The sequence below is a fragment of the Pseudomonas sp. zfem005 genome (assembly GCF_032621735.1).
GTDB lineage: Bacteria > Pseudomonadota > Gammaproteobacteria > Pseudomonadales > Pseudomonadaceae > Metapseudomonas > Metapseudomonas solani.
The window spans coordinates 212,309-229,131 of the sequence record NZ_JAVYJE010000010.1; the positions used below are offsets into that span (position 1 = coordinate 212,309).

14 protein-coding genes are annotated in these 16,823 nt (G+C 65.2%); 5 read left to right on the forward strand and 9 right to left on the reverse strand.

Annotated features, from left to right (window positions below):
- Nucleotides 1-100 precede the first annotated feature (100 nt).
- From RTW82_RS22740 to RTW82_RS22775, 8 genes are all read right to left on the reverse strand, one after another.
- Nucleotides 101-2,023: a PrkA family serine protein kinase gene (locus RTW82_RS22740; protein WP_021221589.1), complete on the reverse strand. Its 1,923-nt coding sequence runs from the start codon at nucleotides 2,021-2,023 to the stop codon at nucleotides 101-103.
- A gap of 278 nt (nucleotides 2,024-2,301) precedes the next feature.
- Nucleotides 2,302-2,631, reverse strand: coding sequence for a thiosulfate sulfurtransferase GlpE (glpE, locus tag RTW82_RS22745; RefSeq protein WP_043244111.1), 330 nt, complete (start codon nucleotides 2,629-2,631; stop codon nucleotides 2,302-2,304).
- Nucleotides 2,628-3,452 carry a symmetrical bis(5'-nucleosyl)-tetraphosphatase gene (locus RTW82_RS22750; RefSeq protein WP_316926555.1) on the reverse strand — a complete coding sequence of 275 codons (825 nt, stop codon included), beginning with the start codon at nucleotides 3,450-3,452 and terminating at the stop codon, nucleotides 2,628-2,630. Before RTW82_RS22750 ends, glpE begins: the two co-directional genes overlap by 4 nt.
- A gap of 11 nt (nucleotides 3,453-3,463) precedes the next feature.
- Nucleotides 3,464-3,844, reverse strand: coding sequence for a Co2+/Mg2+ efflux protein ApaG (gene apaG, locus RTW82_RS22755; RefSeq protein WP_316926556.1), 381 nt, complete (start codon nucleotides 3,842-3,844; stop codon nucleotides 3,464-3,466).
- A gap of 38 nt (nucleotides 3,845-3,882) precedes the next feature.
- Complete coding sequence (gene rsmA / locus RTW82_RS22760; protein ID WP_021221593.1) at nucleotides 3,883-4,686, reverse strand: 16S rRNA (adenine(1518)-N(6)/adenine(1519)-N(6))-dimethyltransferase RsmA; 804 nt, start codon at nucleotides 4,684-4,686, stop codon at nucleotides 3,883-3,885.
- A gap of 121 nt (nucleotides 4,687-4,807) precedes the next feature.
- Nucleotides 4,808-5,797 carry a 4-hydroxythreonine-4-phosphate dehydrogenase PdxA gene (gene pdxA / locus RTW82_RS22765; RefSeq protein WP_316926557.1) on the reverse strand — a complete coding sequence of 330 codons (990 nt, stop codon included), beginning with the start codon at nucleotides 5,795-5,797 and terminating at the stop codon, nucleotides 4,808-4,810.
- A gap of 77 nt (nucleotides 5,798-5,874) precedes the next feature.
- Entirely contained in the window at nucleotides 5,875-7,167 is a 1,293-nt protein-coding gene (locus RTW82_RS22770) for a peptidylprolyl isomerase (protein WP_031288521.1), read from the reverse strand.
- Nucleotides 7,148-9,925 (reverse strand): LPS-assembly protein LptD, encoded by a 2,778-nt coding sequence (locus RTW82_RS22775; protein WP_316926558.1) that lies wholly within the window; start codon nucleotides 9,923-9,925, stop codon nucleotides 7,148-7,150. The genes RTW82_RS22770 and RTW82_RS22775 overlap by 20 nt, the downstream gene beginning before the upstream one ends.
- A gap of 127 nt (nucleotides 9,926-10,052) precedes the next feature.
- Here RTW82_RS22775 and RTW82_RS22780 point away from each other — a divergent pair, with 127 nt between their 5' ends.
- From RTW82_RS22780 to RTW82_RS22790, 3 genes are read left to right on the forward strand one after another with little or no spacing between them, the layout of a single operon-like run.
- Nucleotides 10,053-11,078 carry an aminoglycoside phosphotransferase family protein gene (locus RTW82_RS22780; RefSeq protein ID WP_316926559.1) on the forward strand — a complete coding sequence of 342 codons (1,026 nt, stop codon included), beginning with the start codon at nucleotides 10,053-10,055 and terminating at the stop codon, nucleotides 11,076-11,078.
- A complete protein-coding gene (gene murU / locus RTW82_RS22785; RefSeq protein ID WP_316926560.1) occupies nucleotides 11,075-11,749 on the forward strand; it encodes an N-acetylmuramate alpha-1-phosphate uridylyltransferase MurU in 675 nt (224 codons plus the stop codon). The genes RTW82_RS22780 and murU overlap by 4 nt, the downstream gene beginning before the upstream one ends.
- A 1-nt stretch (nucleotide 11,750) precedes the next feature.
- Entirely contained in the window at nucleotides 11,751-12,518 is a 768-nt protein-coding gene (locus RTW82_RS22790) for a TerB family tellurite resistance protein (RefSeq protein WP_316926561.1), read from the forward strand.
- Here the strand turns inward: RTW82_RS22790 and RTW82_RS22795 are convergent.
- Nucleotides 12,515-13,567 carry an alpha/beta hydrolase family protein gene (locus tag RTW82_RS22795; RefSeq protein ID WP_316926562.1) on the reverse strand — a complete coding sequence of 351 codons (1,053 nt, stop codon included), beginning with the start codon at nucleotides 13,565-13,567 and terminating at the stop codon, nucleotides 12,515-12,517. The genes RTW82_RS22790 and RTW82_RS22795 overlap by 4 nt on opposite strands.
- A 142-nt stretch (nucleotides 13,568-13,709) precedes the next feature.
- Here RTW82_RS22795 and RTW82_RS22800 point away from each other — a divergent pair, with 142 nt between their 5' ends.
- Together RTW82_RS22800 and RTW82_RS22805 are read left to right on the forward strand one after the other, a co-directional pair.
- Entirely contained in the window at nucleotides 13,710-16,109 is a 2,400-nt protein-coding gene (locus RTW82_RS22800) for a PAS domain S-box protein (RefSeq protein ID WP_316926563.1), read from the forward strand.
- Entirely contained in the window at nucleotides 16,106-16,735 is a 630-nt protein-coding gene (locus RTW82_RS22805) for a response regulator transcription factor (protein ID WP_021221602.1), read from the forward strand. The genes RTW82_RS22800 and RTW82_RS22805 overlap by 4 nt, the downstream gene beginning before the upstream one ends.
- Nucleotides 16,736-16,823: the final 88 nt, after the last annotated feature.

Below are 16,823 nucleotides of genomic sequence, written 5' to 3' on the forward strand. Positions count from 1 at the left end.
GGGGCAGCTTCAAGCCGCAGGCCGCAAGCCGCAGGTAGAAGCGCAGAGCATCGGCCCCCGCTCCTTCTTGCCGCTTGAAGCCTGCAGCTTGTGGCTGCAGTTACTGCGACTTGCGTACCCGCAGGTACCACTCGGACAGCAGGCGAACCTGTTTCTCGGTGTAGCCGCGCTCGACCATGCGTTTGACGAAATCGTTGTGCTTCTGCTGCTCGTCCTTGCTGCCCTTGGCGTTGAAGCTGATGACCGGCAGCAGGTCCTCGGTGTTGGAGAACATTTTCTTCTCGATCACCACCCGCAGCTTCTCGTAGCTGAGCCAGGTGGGGTTCTTGCCGTTGTTGTTGGCCCGGGCGCGCAGCACGAAGTTGACGATCTCGTTGCGGAAGTCTTTCGGGTTGCTGATGCCGGCGGGTTTCTCGATCTTCTCCAGTTCTTCGTTGAGGGCGACGCGGTTGAGGATCTCGCCGGTTTCCGGGTCCCGGTATTCCTGATCCTGGATCCAGAAGTCGGCGTAGAGCACGTAACGGTCGAAGATGTTCTGGCCGTATTCGCTGTAGGACTCGAGGTAGGCGGTCTGGATTTCCTTGCCGATGAACTCGATGTAGCGCGGTGCCAGGTACTCCTTGATGAAGCGCAGGTAGCGCTCACGCACCTCGGCGGGGAATTGTTCCTGCTCGATCTGCTGTTCCAGCACGTAGAGCAGGTGAACCGGGTTGGCCGCCACCTCGTGCGGATCGAAGTTGAACACCTTGGAGAGGATCTTGAAGGCGAAGCGGGTGGAGAGGCCGTTCATGCCCTCGTCGACGCCGGCGGCGTCGCGGTATTCCTGGATCGACTTGGCCTTGGGATCGGTGTCCTTGAGGTTCTCGCCGTCGTAGACGCGCATCTTCGAGTAGATATTGGAGTTCTCCGGCTCTTTGAGACGCGAGAGGGCGGAGAACTGCGCGAGCATCTTCAGGGTGTCGGGTGCGCAGTGGGCGTTGGCCAGGGAGCTGTTGGCCAGCAGCTTGTCGTAGATCTTGATCTCGTCGTTGACGCGCAGGCAATAGGGCACCTTGACGATGTAGATCCGGTCGATGAATGCCTCATTGTTCTTGTTGTTGCGGAAGCTGTGCCATTCCGATTCGTTGGAGTGGGCCAGCAGGATGCCCTGGAACGGAATCGCCCCGAGGCCCTCGGTGCTGTTGTAGTTGCCTTCCTGGGTGGCGGTCAGCAGCGGGTGCAGCACCTTGATCGGCGCCTTGAACATCTCGACGAACTCCATCAGGCCCTGGTTGGCCCGGCACAGAGCGCCCGAGTAGCTGTAGGCGTCGGCGTCGTTCTGCGGGAATTCCTCCAGCTTGCGGATATCCACCTTGCCCACCAGGGCAGAGATGTCCTGGTTGTTCTCGTCACCGGGCTCGGTCTTGGCTACGGCGATCTGGTTGAGGATGGAGGGGTAGAGCTTGACCACGCGGAACTGGCTGATATCGCCGCCGAACTCGGCGAGGCGCTTGGTGGCCCAGGGCGACATGATGGTTGAGAGGTAGCGCCGGGGAATGCCGTAGTCCTCTTCGAGGATGGCGCCGTCTTCGGTGGCATTGAACAGCCCGAGGGGCGACTCGAACACAGGAGAGCCCTTGATGGCATAGAAGGGCACTTTCTCGATCAGCTGCTTGAGCTTCTCGGCCAGGGAGGATTTGCCGCCGCCCACCGGACCCAGGAGGTAGAGGATCTGCTTCTTCTCTTCCAGGCCCTGGGCGCCGTGTCGGAAGAAGGCGACGATCTGGTCGATGCAGTCTTCCATGCCGTGGAAGTCGGCGAAGGCCGGGTAACGGCGAATCACCTTGTTGGAGAAGATCCGTGACAGCCTCGAGTCGGTGGAGGTGTCCAACAGCTCCGGCTCACCGATGGCCATCAGCATCCGTTCGGCTGCGGTGGCATAGGCGCTGCGGTCCTGCTTGCACAGGTCGAGATATTCCTGAAGGGAATATTCCTCCTGGCGGGTCGCCTCGAAGCGTTGTTGGAAGTGGCTGAAAATGCTCATTGCGTCACCTCGCTGGATACTGGGAGCCGGCGGGATCGGATATGCGGGTGCGGGCAGTCAGCCGACGAGTCAGCCGATGAGAAACCCCCAGAACACCTAATGGTCGCTGCCGATGGCCCGGAACCGGTGTGCCGGCTCTCCCCTTTTGGATGGCCTGACCTAAGAGTAGTTCGGAATCCGGGAGGTCAAGGATGACGGAAGGATAACAAGAGATTGCCGTTCGTCAGGTCGCGGCGCTAGGCCAGTGATGGCGCGGGATTGCGCCATCGAGAAAATTTTTACTCGGCACTGCCCTGGGCGACTTCGCCGGGGTAGGTGGCGCGCCAGAGCTCGAAGCCACCGTCCAGGCTGTAGACGTCGGAGAAGCCCTGGCCCACGAGGTAGGCGGCGGCCCCCTGGCTGGAGTTGCCGTGGTAGCAGGTGACGATCAGGGGCTTGTCGAGGTCGGCCTTGGCGATGAAGTCGGCGAGGGAGTAGTTGTCCAGATGCTGCGAGCCGGTGATGTGGCCATTGGCGTAGCTCTGCGGGTCACGGATGTCGACCACCTGGGCACCGTGTTCGCGCAGTGCCTGGGCCCGCTCCGGCGGGATGCGTTGGAATTCGCTCATGCTGTGTTCTCCTCGCAGCTGCAACGGATGCGTTCGCCGCTGTCGACGTTCAGAAGGGTCATGGCCCCGCCCCAGACACAGCCGGTGTCGAGGGCGAAGAGGCCGGGTTCGTCGCACTTGCCTTCCAGGGCCGCCCAATGGCCGAAGATGATCTTCTGACCACGGGTCTTGCGCTCGGCGTGGCTGAACCAGGGTGCGTAGCCAGGGGGGGCGGTGTCGATGCCCTCCTTGCTCTTGAGGTCCAGGGTGCCGTCGGCCTTGCAGAAGCGCATGCGGGTGAAGCAGTTGGTGATGACGCGCAGGCGGGCGATGCCTTGCAGGTCTCCATCCCATTTCGCCGGCTCGTTGCCGTACATGCCGTCAAGGAAGAGGGACAGACGGACATCGTCCCGCAGAACTTCCTCCACCTCGCCCGCGCGTTTCAGCGCCTTGGCCAGCGTCCAGTTGGGCGGGATGCCGGCGTGGACCATGGCGATGTCGCGCTGCTCGTCATAGTGCATCAGCTTTTGCTGGCGCAGCCATTCAAGCAGGTCGGCGGCATCGGGTGCTTCGATGATCTCGCGCAGGGTGTCCGATTTCTTCAGGCGCTCGGCATTGTGGGCCGCTGCCAGTAGGTGCAGATCATGGTTGCCCAGCACGCAGACCAGGCTATCGCGCATGGCGTAGAGGAAACGCAGGGTTTCCAGCGATTTCGGGCCACGGTTGACCAGGTCGCCCACCAGCCACAGGCGATCGCGAGCGGGGTCGAACGCCACGCGTTCCAGCAGGCATTTCAGTGGATCGAGGCAGCCCTGGAGGTCGCCGACTGCGTACACCGTCATGGGGGCTCCTGTCAGTGCAGCGCGCCGGGAACGGCCAGGCGGAAGGGGGCGATCTCGGCGTCGAAGCGTTTTCCGTCCTCGGCCACCATCTGGTAGCTGCCCTGCATGGTGCCGACGCGGGTCGCCATGACTGTGCCGCTGCTGTAGACGTGGCTCGCGCCCGGCTCGATCAGTGGTTGCTGGCCGACGACGCCGGCACCCCGCACTTCCTGCACATGGCCGTCGCCATCGGTGATCACCCAGTGGCGAGACACCAGCTTGGCCGGCAGCTCGCCATCGTTGCGGATGGTCACGGTGTAGGAGAACGCGAAGCGGTTTTGCTCGGGCTGCGACTGCTCCGGAAGGAAGTGGGTGGTGACACTGACGGCGACCAGGTAGCGGGAATCGGGCACGGGACTGTTCTCTGGAACCGGAATGGAAGTCTAGGGCGTCAGGCGCCGGTTGTCTGTTCGGCCAACTGGTCGGCCAGGCGCACGAAAGCGGCCAGGTCCAGTTGTTCGGGGCGCAGGCCACCGTCGACACCGGCGGCTTCGATGGCATGGCTATCGAGCAGGCCCTTGAGTGTATTGCGCAGGGTCTTGCGGCGCTGGTTGAAGGCTTCGCGCACGATGCGCTCCAGCAGGCGATGATCCTTGGCCGGGTGCGGCAGGACTTCATGGGGCACCAGGCGCACGATCGCCGAATCCACCTTGGGTGGCGGGTTGAAGGCCCCGGGGCCGACGTTGAACAGGTGCTCCACGCGGCAGTGGTACTGGACCATGATCGACAGCCGCCCCCAGTCGCCGCCACCCGGCTCGGCGGCCAGGCGCTCCACCACTTCCTTCTGCAGCATGAAGTGCATGTCGCGGATCAGGTGCGCGTTGCTCAGCAGGTGGAAGATCAGCGGGGTGGAGATGTTGTAGGGCAGGTTGCCCACCACCCGCAGGCTGTGGGGCTCTGCGTTGAGCTGGTTGAAGTCGAACTTCAGGGCGTCGCCCTGGTTCAGCTTGAAGCGTGGCTCGTGCCCGAACTTGCTTTGCAGGATCGGGATCAGGTCCAGGTCCAGCTCGATGACGTCCAGTTGCGCACCGCTGCCCAGCAACCCTTCGGTCAAGGCGCCCTGGCCCGGGCCGATTTCCAGCAGGCGCTCGCCTTCCTTGGCATGGATGCCGCGAAGGATGCGATGGATGACGCCAGCGTCGTGCAGGAAGTTCTGGCCAAAGCGCTTGCGCGCGCGGTGTTGGTATTCGGACATTGCGGGCTCCAGGTGGAGCAGCTTGAAGCCGGTAGCTTGAAGCTGGAAACGGGGAAAGGCGCGGAGTTTACAGCATTGCGCCGATCAGGCCGAAATGTGCTGCTGATCGGCGCGCTGTGGCTCAGCTTCGGCTGGCGGCCATCTCGTAGGCCGTCTCCAGGGCCACCTGCAGGCTGCCCCCATCGATGCGCCCGGTTCCGGCCAGGTCCAGGGCTGTGCCATGGTCCACCGACGTGCGGATGATGGGCAGGCCGAGGGTGACGTTGACCGCAGCACCGAACCCCTTGTACTTGAGCACCGGCAGGCCCTGGTCGTGATACATCGCCAGCACCGCGTCGCAGTGCTCCAGGTGCTTGGGAGTGAACAAGGTATCGGCGGGGAGCGGGCCGATCAGGTTCAGGCCTTCATTGCACAGGCGCTCCAGGCAGGGCTCGATGACCTCGATCTCCTCGCGCCCCAGGTGCCCACCTTCGCCCGCGTGGGGGTTGAGACCGCACACCAGAATGCGTGGGTTGGGCAGGCCGAATTTTTCCACCAGGTCGGCATGGAGGATGCGGGCCACCTGTTCCAGGCGTTCGGCGGTGATGGCGGCGGCAACATCCTTCAGCGGCAGGTGCGTGGTCACCAGGGCGACGCGCAGCCCTCGGGTAGCAAGCATCATCACCACCTGCGCGGTATGGGTGAGTTCGGCAAGGAACTCCGTGTGCCCGGAGAAGGCCATGCCGGCCTCGTTGATCACGCCCTTGTGCACGGGCGCGGTGATCATCCCGGCGAAATGGCCATCCAGGCAGCCCTTGCCCGCACGGGTCAGGGTTTCCAGCACGTAGCCGGCATTGGCCCGATCGAGCACGCCGGGCTGGACGGGGGCTTGCAGGGGGGTGTCCCAGACGTAGAGTGCGCCTGCTGGTGTCGGCTCTTCAGGCCAGGCCGCGGGCGAGACGGGCGTGACACGGATGTCGAGGCCAAGCTGGCTGGAGCGTTCTTCCAGCAGCGCTTGGCTGGCAATGGCGATCAGGGGGTAGGGCTGGCGCTCACGGGACAGGAGCAGGCAGAGGTCCGGGCCGATGCCGGCGGGTTCACCAGGGGTGAGGGCGAAGCGGGGAAGGGGCATTGCGGGCTCTCCGGCTGTGGCGCGTGGCGGCGATTGTACCGCCAGCGCGCCACCCTGCGTGGCAGGGCGCCGAAGAATCAGAGCTTGGTTTCGACGTACGCCTCGTCGCGGATCTGACGCAGCCAGGCTTGCAGCTCTTCGTCGTACTTGCGGTTACGCAGGACGTTGATGGCTTGCTGCTCGCGCATCTGGTCGGCGCTGTCGGTGGCGCGACGGCCCAGGACTTCCAGCACGTGCCAGCCATAGGGGCTCTTGAACGGGCGGGACAGCTGGCCGGCCGGGGTCTTGGCCATGACTTCGCGGAACTCGGGAACCAGCGCGTTGGGGTCGATCCAGTTCAGGTCGCCGCCATTGAGGGCAGAGCCCGGATCCTCGGAGAAACTCTTCGCCAGGTCGGCGAAGTCTTCACCGGACTTGATGCGCTCATAGAGACGCTCGGCCAGGCGCTCGGTGTCGGCTTCGCTGCGAATCTCGCTCGGCTTGAGCAGGATGTGGCGAACATGCACCTCGTCGCGAACCTGGGTGCTGCCGCCACGCTTGTCCAGCAGCTTGAGGATGATGAAGCCGCCTGGGGTGCGCACAGGCTCGGTGACTTCACCGGGTGCCAGGGCGCTGATCATGCCGTCGAAGGGCGGCGGCAGCTGGGCTGCCTTGCGCCAGCCGATCTCGCCGCCTTCCAGAGCGGTTTCGCCAGCAGAGCGGGAGATCGCCAGTTGGGCGAAGTCGGCGCCTTGCTGCAGTTGCTGGTAGAGCTCCTTGGCCTGGCGGTCGGCAGCCTGGATGGTTTCGGGCGAGGAGCCGTCCGCAACCGGGATCAGGATGTTGGCCAGGTGGAACTCTTCGGAGAGCTGCATCTTGCCCAGGTCGGAGGCGAGGAAGTTCTGCACCTCCTGGTCGGTGACCTGGATGCGCTCCGCCACGCGACGCTGGCGAACACGGCTGATGACCATCTCGCGACGGACCTGGTCGCGGGCGTCCTCATAGGAGAGGCCGTCCTGGGCCAGGGCGCCACGGAACTGCTCGACGCTCATGCCATTGCGCTGGGCGATGGCTTCGATGGCCTGGTTCAGTTCCTCATCGGTGATGCGGATGCCGGAACGGTCGCCGATCTGCAGCTGGATGTTCTCGATGATCAGGCGTTCCAGCACCTGCTGGCCCAGCACGTGCTCAGGGGGCAGCGCCGAACCGCGCTTGGCGATGGTCTGCTGCACCTCATGGACGCGCTGGTCGAGTTGGCTCTGCATGATCACGTCGTTATCGACGATGGCCACGACACGGTCGATCGACTGGACCTCGGCATGCACCGCACCACCGAGGAACAGGGCGCCCAACAGCAGCGGGCGGAGACAATCAGAAAGCTTGGTCTTCACGTTCACGGTAACCTTGGATGCCATTGTCGAGGAAGCTTTCAACCTTGTTGCCGATCACGCCGCCGAGGCCCTTGAACACGATCTGCAGGAAGACGCCGCGGTCGGCCTTCTCGTTGAGTTCGGGCGAAAGGGTGGTCTCGTCGTAGTCGACCCAGTAGCGGTTGATCAGGCGGAGTTTCCAGCAGCAACTGTCGTACTCGAAGCCACCGAAGGCTTCCAGGGTGCGGTTGCGGTTGTAGTCGTACTGCCAGCGGGCGATGGCGTTCCATTGCGGGACGACCGGCCAGATAACGGATGCGTCATGCTGCTCGATCTTGTAGTAGTCCTTAATCACGCGGCCGGTCACGTTGTCGATGTAGTCGCCGCCTTCCTGCCACTGGCCGGTGGTCTGGTTGTAGACCACGGAGTCGTTGCGGTAGCGGTAGCCGAAGTTGACCACCTTGTTGACGTCGTCTTCCGGCTGGTAGTGGAACATCAGGCTGCCGGAGCGGGTACGGCCGGCGTCCGGGTCCCAGTTGAAGTCGGAGGACAGGCGCCAGTCGCGGTTGAAGCGGTACAGGTATTCCAGTGCATAGGGCGAAACGCTGGCCTGGGCCGACTTGCGATCGCGGTAGTCGATGCCAGGCAGCTGCACCTTGCGGTCTTCGAAGTAGAAGGCCTGGCCGATGCTGAAGCGCTGACGCTCGAAGCCGTTGGGCTGGATCCAGCGGTTGGTCAGGCCCAGGGATACCTGATTGGCATCGCCTACACGGTCACGACCGGAGAAGCGGTTCTCGCGGAACAGCGAGGAATAGCTGAAGGCGCTTTCGCTGCTGTCGAAGACCGGAATGTTGTCCTGCTTTTCCTCAGGAACATAGAGGTAGAACAGGCGGGGTTCCAGGGTCTGCTTGTACTGGCTGCCGAACAGCTCGGTGTTGCGATCGAAGTACAGGCCGCTGTCGACGCTGAAGATCGGTACGCCGCGGTCTTCGCTGCTGTTGAATTCCTGGCCGGCGAGCAGGGTGTCCTTGCCACGCTGGTCCAGATCCAGGTCGTACTGGGTGTAGAGGTACTTGACCGAGGGCTTGAGGAAGCCGTAGCTCCAGTCCAGCGGCAGGCTGACGCCCGGCTCCACGTGGATGCGGTTGCCGTTGGCACGGGCCAGGCCCGGGATGCGGGTGTCGTACCACGGGCTCGCAACGCCATTCTCGTCGGTGAAGTCACCCTTGCGCAGATCACGCTCGAAGCGCACGAACTCGGTGGAGTAGGAGAACTTCAGGCCGCCGGCATCGACTGGCAGCATGCCATCCAGGGTGATCTGGGGCAGGCGGTCGTACGGGGTGATCTCGGTGACCGTGGCCATTTCATAGGCATGGGCATTGAGCCTGGCGGTGTAGCTGTCGCCACGCCAGGTGACGGCGCCCTGTTGGTTGACGTAGGTCGATTGCTCGATGCCCAGCTCGGTCTGCAGGTCCTGGAAGTAGTACGGGTCGCTGATGTCGGTGTAGTCCACCTCGGTCATCAGGCGTTCGTCCAGGCCGCCCTTGTGTTGCCAGTTGTACAGCCAGCGCTTGTCCTTGTACTCGGACTGCAGCTTGCGCTCGTCTTCCTCGTCATTCAGGTACGCACCACCGAACTGGCCTTCGCTGCTCTTGGTCAGGTAGCGGAACTCGCCTTCCATCAGCAGGCCACGCTTGGCCATGTAGCGCGGATAGAGGGTGGCGTCGTAGTTCGGCGCGAGGTTGAAGTAGTACGGCGTCAGCAGGGAGAAGCCGGTGTCGCTGCTGGTACCGATGCTCGGCGGCAGGAAGCCGGATTGGCGACGGTCGTCGATGGGGAAATAGATGTAGGGGGTATAGAACACCGGAATGTCCTTGACCCGCAGCGTCACGTTGGTCGCGGTGCCGAAGCCCGTGGCCTGGTTCAGCTTGATGTTGTTGCCTTTCAGGTGCCAGGCGTTGTCGCCCGGCTCGCAACGGGTGTAGGTGCCGTCCTTCAAGCGGATGATCGCGTCTTCCTGGCGCTTGGCGTACAGGGCGCTACCGCGGGTGTGCGATTTGTGCAGCACGTACTCGGCGTTGTCGATCTGCGCTTCGCCGTTGTCCAGTTGCAGTTCGGCCCTGTCGCCGACGACCAGGGCGCCGTTGTCGCGCAGCTTGACGTTGCCCACCAGCTCGCCACGGTTTTCGGCCTGCAGCAGGTTCGCCTCGTCGGCTTCCACCTGCATGCTGCCCTGGCGCAGGACCACGTCACCGGCGAGGGTCGCGACCTGCTTTTCCTGCTCGTAGCGCGAAGCCTTGGCGGAAACGTAGGTGGGCGCGTCTTCCGGCGGGGTCTTGTCGTTCATGCCGGGGCGGCGTGGCTCGACATAGGCACCTGCGCAGTACGGGCCGGCTTCGGCCAGTTGCGCTGCGGTCAGCTTGTCGCGCGGAACCCAGTCCAGATGGCTGAAGTCAGCACTACGGGAGGCGAGTGCCTTGCCACCGGCTTCGGTGACCAGCGTCGTCCGGGCTTCGGCCGATTCGGACGTGCCGCCCGTGGCTGCCGCGCCAGCGACGCCAACCCTGGAGCTCACGGCGCTTTCGCTGTGAACTGGGCGCGGAGGCAGGCTCTCTGCCGTCGCCTTGGGCGCACAGGCCCAACTGCCGGAGGCGGCTGCCTGGCAGTCGAACTGCTCGGCGGCGACTACGAACTGAGTGGCCACAGGCTGCATTGCCAGCAGGCTGCCGGTGACCAGCAGGGGGAATTTTTTACGAAACGCGGGGGATTTTACTGCCATCTTGTTAGTCCGGGCTTCCTGCGCGCCATCGGCCCGCGGGGGCCGCACGCCTCTCGATGGGCTGAAAAAGATGCTGGATAATAAAGCATGACCCGCGCAACGGCTAGCGCCGTCGGAGACCCTTGTAATGCCCCATGAAGATGTACGCCTTCAACAACTTAGCGCCTGGCTGGACCAGCGACTGCCCGCCTTGTTCCATGCCGAAGGCTGGGGCGAAGTGCCCCCCGCCGATCTGCTGCCGGCCAGCAGTGACGCGAGTTTCCGCCGTTATTTCCGCTGGCAGGCGGAGGGCCGCAGCCTGATCCTGATGGATGCTCCGCCGCCCCAGGAAGACTGTCGCCCCTTCGTCAAAGTGGCCGAAATGCTCGCCGAAGCCGGTGTGCATGTGCCGCGGATTCTTGCGGCGGACCTGGAGCAGGGCTTCCTCTTGCTCGATGATCTGGGCCGCCAGACCTACCTCGAGGTGATCGACGCCGATAACGCCGATGCCTTGTTCGAGGATGCGTTCCAGGCATTGCTTGCCCTGCAGAAGCGCAGCTTCGAGGTGCCGATGCCGGCCTATGACGATGCCCTGCTGCGTCGCGAACTGCAGCTGTTCCCCGACTGGTACCTGCAGCGCCACCTGGGCATCGAGCTGTCCGGCGAGCGCCTGGCTGCCTGGCAACGTGTGTGCGACCTGCTGATCACCAGCGCCCTCGAGCAGCCCCGTGTGCTGGTGCACCGCGACTACATGCCGCGGAACCTGATGCTCAGTACACCCAACCCGGGTGTGCTGGATTTCCAGGATGCGGTCTACGGCCCGGTCACCTACGACGTCACCAGCCTGTTCAAGGACGCCTTCCTCAGCTGGCCCGAAGCACGCGTGCGTGCCTGGCTGGAGCGCTACTGGAACCTCGCCCGTGAGGCCGGTATCCCAGTACAGCCGCAACTGGACGACTTCCTCCGTGCCAGCGACCTGATGGGCGTGCAGCGTCACCTCAAGGTCATCGGCATCTTCGCGCGCATCTGCCACCGTGATGGCAAGCCCAAGTACCTGGGTGATGTTCCGCGCTTCTTCTCCTATATAGAGGCGGTGATCGAGCGGCGCCCCGAGCTGGCCGATCTCAAGACACTGTTCGACTCCCTGCCGCAGGCCGAGGCGGTGACCCCATGAGGGCGATGATCCTCGCGGCGGGCAAGGGCGAGCGTATGCGCCCGTTGACGCTGCACACCCCCAAGCCGCTGGTGCGTGCCGCCGGCACGCCGTTGATCGAGTTCCACATCCGCGCGTTGGCGGCGGCCGGCTTCCGCGAACTGGTGATCAACCACGCCTGGCTCGGCCAGCAGATCGAGGATCACCTGGGTAGCGGCGAGCGTTTCGGCGTTTCCATCCGCTACTCGCCGGAAGGCGAACCCCTGGAAACCGGTGGCGGCATTCACCGCGCGCTGCCGCTGCTGGGGGACGAGCCTTTCCTGGTGGTCAACGGTGATATCTGGACCGACTACGATTTCGCCGCCCTGAAGGATTTTCCGTTGCAAGGGCTCGCTCATCTGGTGCTGGTGGATAACCCCGCTCACCACCCGGGTGGCGATTTCATCCTCGACCAGGGCGTGGTCCGTGACGGTGTGCCCGGCCAGCCAGGCCTGACCTACAGCGGCATCGCCGTGTTGCACCCCGCGCTTTTCGAAGGGAGCAGTGCCGGAGCCTTCAAGCTGGCGCCGTTACTGCGCCAGGCCATGGGCGACGGACGCGTCAGTGGCGAGCATTTCACCGGCCGCTGGGTGGATGTCGGCACCCACGAGCGCCTGGCGGAAGTCGAGCGCCTGATCGAGGCGGAGCGCTGAGATGTTCTGGCCCGTCACGTTGCTCGGCGCCATCGTCGGCATGTTCATCGCCAGCATTCCCGGTGCATTGCTGGGTGGCCTGCTTGGCCAGGTGGTGGATCGCCGGCTGAAGCTGGATTCCTGGGCCAGCCTGCGGGCGCGCTTGCGGCGTGGCATGGCTGTGGAGCAGGAGGACCTGCTTTTCGTACTGCTCGGCCGCTTGGCCAAGAGCGAGGGGCGGGTCGTGGACCTGCACATCCAGCAGGCCCGTTCCGAGATGCGCCGCCTTGGGCTGGACGAGGCCGGGCAGCGCCGCGCCATTGCTGCGTTTACCCGGGGCAAGTCCGAGTCGGTCGACCTGTACCTGCCTCTTCGTGGCTTGCGCTACCAGCGTGCTGAAGGCGAGACGCTGTTGCGCAGCTGCTGGCAGATGGCGGCGGCCGATGGCCGGGTGGGCAAACGCGAGCGGGAACTGATCCTGCTCTGGGGCAAGTGGCTGGACTGGCCGGCGGAGCAGGTGGAAGCCCTGTGCGCCGGCTTCGATGTGCCCGGCGGTGCGCCTGTACGTCGTGGCAGTGCCTACCAGGATGCGCTGGCGCTACTGGGGGTGAACGCCAACAGTGAACCGGCGGCGATCAAGCGCGCCTACCGGCGCTTGATCAGCCGCAACCACCCGGACAAGCTGGCCGGCGCCGGGGCCAGCCCGCAGCGTGTGCGTGAGGCCACCGAGAAAACCCGTGAGTTGCACAACGCCTACAGCCTGATCCGCGAGCGCCACGGCTTCCGCTAGATACCCGGCGACTGCGGGATGATGGGCGCCGGTGCGGCCGCAGGTGCCTTTTTCCCCGGTGCCTGCAGGTGCGATTCGAGCCAGCCGCGCACCCGCCGGAACAGTTGCTCCTGGTCGGCGTTCCGGTCCGGCAACGTCTTCAGGCCCACCTGCACATAGGCCGGGTGCTTGTCGCGCTTGCTCGCCTGCAGGCGCTTGAGGGCGGCTGCGCTGTCCAGTGGCCGGTCCTTGTAGAAGAAATCACCGATGGATTGCTTGAGCTTGGGCGCCGAGTCCTCCAGGGCCGGGCTGTAGCCGGGCGGCACCTCGGCATCCACCAGCACCAGGTTGTCGATGCCGGCGGACGGCGCGTCGCTCAAGGCCTGCACGGCCCAATAGGCACCGCTGCCGTGGCCGAGCAGGACGATGGTCTTCGGGCCCTGCTGGTTGGCGAAGGCAATGGCCGCCTGGATGCGCGCGGCGATCCGCGTGGCCTGGGCCTTGCGCTCTTCCTCGGCGCTGAGAACTGGCTGCGCCGGGTCGGTGGAGGGCTCGGCGCTGCCCGCCTGCTCAGGCGTGGGCGGTGGAGTGGCCGGGTCGGCCTTCTCGGTTTTCGCATCGCCATCGGCGGGTGGTTCGGCCTGTTCCACCGGGCGCGGCGGCGGCTCGTTACCCTTGGGATCGGGCAGGGTGAGGCTGAGGCTGTGCCAGCCGACATCCGGCAGCTTGTTGCGCAGCGGCGCGATCGCCCGAGGCCAGTCGGCGCTTTCGCCATCACCGGGCAGCAGGATCACCACGCCATTGGGCTCGGCCACATTGGCTGGCTTCCACAGGGCCAGGAAGGCATCGTCGCCGGCCTTCAGCTGCTGCTGTTCCTTCTGGGGCAACTGGCGCTCCAGGGCGCTGGCGTCTTCCTGGCTGCGTTCTTCCAGGGGCGCGCGCTCCACTGGCGCTTCCGTGGCTGCGTTCTCGTCCTTCTTTTCGGTCGGCGGGTCTTCGCCGTGGGCGATCGTCGGCAGTAGCAGCGCGAGGCAAAGGGCGGCGAGTGTCGGGCGAGGGGCTCGGAGCATCAGAGGATTCCACGGAGTGGCCATAGGCACGCAGCCTAATGGCTAGGCCGGTATTTGTCAGGCGCACCTTCGCCTCGGCAGGAATGCTGGAGTAAGGTACGTCGGCTTCGTTCTCGGGCAGCCTGGCTGTGCGGAGTTTCCTGTGATTCGTTCGTTGTGTCTTTTCCTTCTCACCTGCTGCCTGGCGGCTTCCCTGGGTGCTGCCCCCGCATCCACGCCAGTCGTACTGGAGCCGCCGCTGCGCGAGTGGCTGGATCAGCACGAGCAGTTGCGTGCCGGTGTGGTGCTGCAGGCGCCTTATGCACAGCTGGACCGCCGTCTGCAGCAGCTCTCCGGCGTCAACGTGGAGCTGCTCGACTGGGTCGCCGCCGCGCTCGGCGTGCGCCTGGTCTGGCGCACCTTCGCCGATAACGCCGAGTTGGAGAATGCCCTGCGCACCGGGCAGATCGACCTCGCGCCCGGCCTCAGCCAAACCCCTGCCGGCCTGCGCCTGTGGCTGTTCTCCGACCCCTATATGCGCGTGCCGCAGCTGGTGGTGGGGGAGCGCGGTAACGGCGGCGCCGTGGATATCGAGAAGCTCGGCGGTGATGAGCCCGTGGCGGTGCGTGCACCCAGCGCGGTGGCGGACTACCTGCGCGCCACCTACTCCAATGTCGCCGTGCAGGGCGTGGGCAGTGAGCGCCAGGCCCTGCGTGCGGTGCTGGAGCAGCAGGTGAAGTTCGCAGTGATAGACGAGGCGCAGCTCAGCCGGCTGTCTCGCGAGCAGGAGTTCTCCGGCCTTGCGGTGGTGGGCGACATCGGTTTTCCCCAGTTGCTGCGAGTGGCGACCCGGCGCGACTGGCCGCAGCTCTCCACGGCGGTGGACGCCGCCCTGCGCACCATTCCGCCCAAGGACCTGGACCAGTTGCACGAGCGCTGGCTGCAGCCCAAGTACCCGCGCATGGGCGAGTCGCCCGGTTTCTGGCAGAACCTCAGCCTGCTGCTCGGCCTGCTGTTCCTCAGCGCGGCGGCGATCATCTACTGGCTGCGCCGCCAGCAGCGCATCCTGGAGAAGCGTTTGCTGGAAGCGCGGCATGCCATCCAGCTGCGCGAGACGGCGGAGGAGGCGCTGCGCCTGACTCAGTTCTCCATCGACAACAGCACCGTCGGCATCCTTTGGGTCAACTGGGACAGCCATGTGCGCTATGCCAACCGTGCCGTGGAGCAGATGCTCGGCTACGAGGCCGGCGGCCTCACCGATCGCCCCCTGGCGCATATCCAGCCGCAGCTGGACATGGACCGCTGGCTCAACCTCTGGCGCCGCGCGCGCAATCACGATGAAAGTGCGCAGACCTTCGAGACCGCCTGTCTGCGCGCCGATGGCAGCGAGATGCCGGCGGACGTTTCCCTGAGCTTCCTGCGCTTCGGCACCTCCGAGTACCTGGTGGTGTTCCTCACCGACGTCACCGAGCGTCGCCGTGCCCATGCCGCCATGGAGGAGAGCGAGGCGCGCCTCAAGGGCATCGCCTCCAACGTGCCGGGCCTGGTGTTCCGCCTGGAGCGCCTGCGTGCCGGCGAGGACGCCGAATTCGCCTTCATCGGCGCCGGCAGCGAGGCCCTGGTGGGCTATAGCGCCGGTGAGTTGCTGGACACCGGGCGTGGCATCCGTGGCCTGGTGCACCCGGACGATGTCGACGGCTACTGGGCCAGCCAGATGGCGGCGCTGGCGGCTGACCGCGACTGGCACTGGCAGGGGCGTGTCCTCACCCGCGAAGGCCAGCAGCGCTGGGCCGACATCAAGGCCAGTGCGCGTCTTTTCGAGGACGGTCGCGCCACCTGGGACGGCGTGGTCTGGGATATCACCGCCAACAAGCAGATCGAACTCGAACTGGCCGCATCCCGTGCCCAACTGCGGGACCTGTCGGCGCACCTGGAAAGCGTGCGAGAGGAGGAGAAGGCGCGCATCGCCCGCGAAGTGCACGACGAGCTGGGCCAGGTGCTCACCGTGCTCAAGCTGGAAACCTCCATGTGCGAGCTGGCCTATGGCGAGCTGGACCCCGGCCTGGGCGAGCGCCTGAACAGCATGAAGCGCCTCATCGCCCAGCTCTTCCAACTGGTGCGCGATGTGGCCACGGCCTTGCGCCCGCCCATCCTCGACGCCGGCATCGGTTCGGCCATCGAGTGGCAGGCACGGCGCTTCGAGGCGCGCACCGGCATCCCCTGCCTGGTGCGGGTGCCGGAGGTGCTGCCGCAGCTGTCGGACGCCAAGGCCATCGGCCTGTTCCGTATCCTCCAGGAGGCACTGACCAACGTCATGCGCCACGCCCAGGCCCATAGCGTGGAAGTGGCGCTGGAGCTGGAAGACGGTGGCCTGCAACTGATCGTCAGCGACGATGGTGCGGGCTTCGACCCCGCTGCCTGCCGACCGGGCGTATCCTTCGGCCTCGTCGGCATGCGCGAGCGGGTGTTGATGCTGGGCGGCGACCTGTCGATCGACAGCCAGCCGGGAGAAGGCGCCACGCTGGTGGTGCGCATCGCTTTGGACAAGGAGAAGAGCAGGTGATCCGAGTACTGGTGGCCGAAGACCACACCATCGTCCGCGAGGGCATCAAGCAGTTGATCGGCCTGGCCAAGGACCTGTGCGTGGTGGGTGAGGCGGGCAATGGCGAGCAGTTGCTCGACACCCTGCGGCAGACGCCCTGCGAGGTGGTGCTGCTGGATATCTCCATGCCCGGCGTCAACGGCCTGGAGGCCATTCCGCGCATCCGTGCCCTGACCAACCCGCCGGCGGTGCTGGTGCTGTCGATGCACGACGAGGTGCAGATGGCGGCGCGCGCGCTGAAGATCGGCGCTGCCGGCTACGCCACCAAGGACAGCGACCCGGCGCTGCTGCTCACCGCCATCCGCAAGGTTGCGTCCGGTGGCCGCTACATCGACCCCGAGCTGGCCGACCGCATGGTCTTCGAAGTGGGCCTGACCGATTCGCGCCCGCCCCACGCGCTGTTGTCCGAGCGCGAGTTCTCGGTGTTCGAGCGCCTGGTTAAGGGGGAGGGCGTCAACGAGATCGCCCAGCACCTGGCGGTCAGCGGCAAGACCGTGAGCACCCACAAGGCGCGCCTGATGCAGAAGCTCGGCGCCCATTCGGTGGCCGATCTGGTCAAGTACGCGGTGGAGCACAAGCTGGTCTGAATACCTGATCGACCCGCTGGGAATTGTAGGGCTCGCCCTACACGCGATCCTCCGCCACCCTTATAGCAATCTCTCATAGCGCCCGATT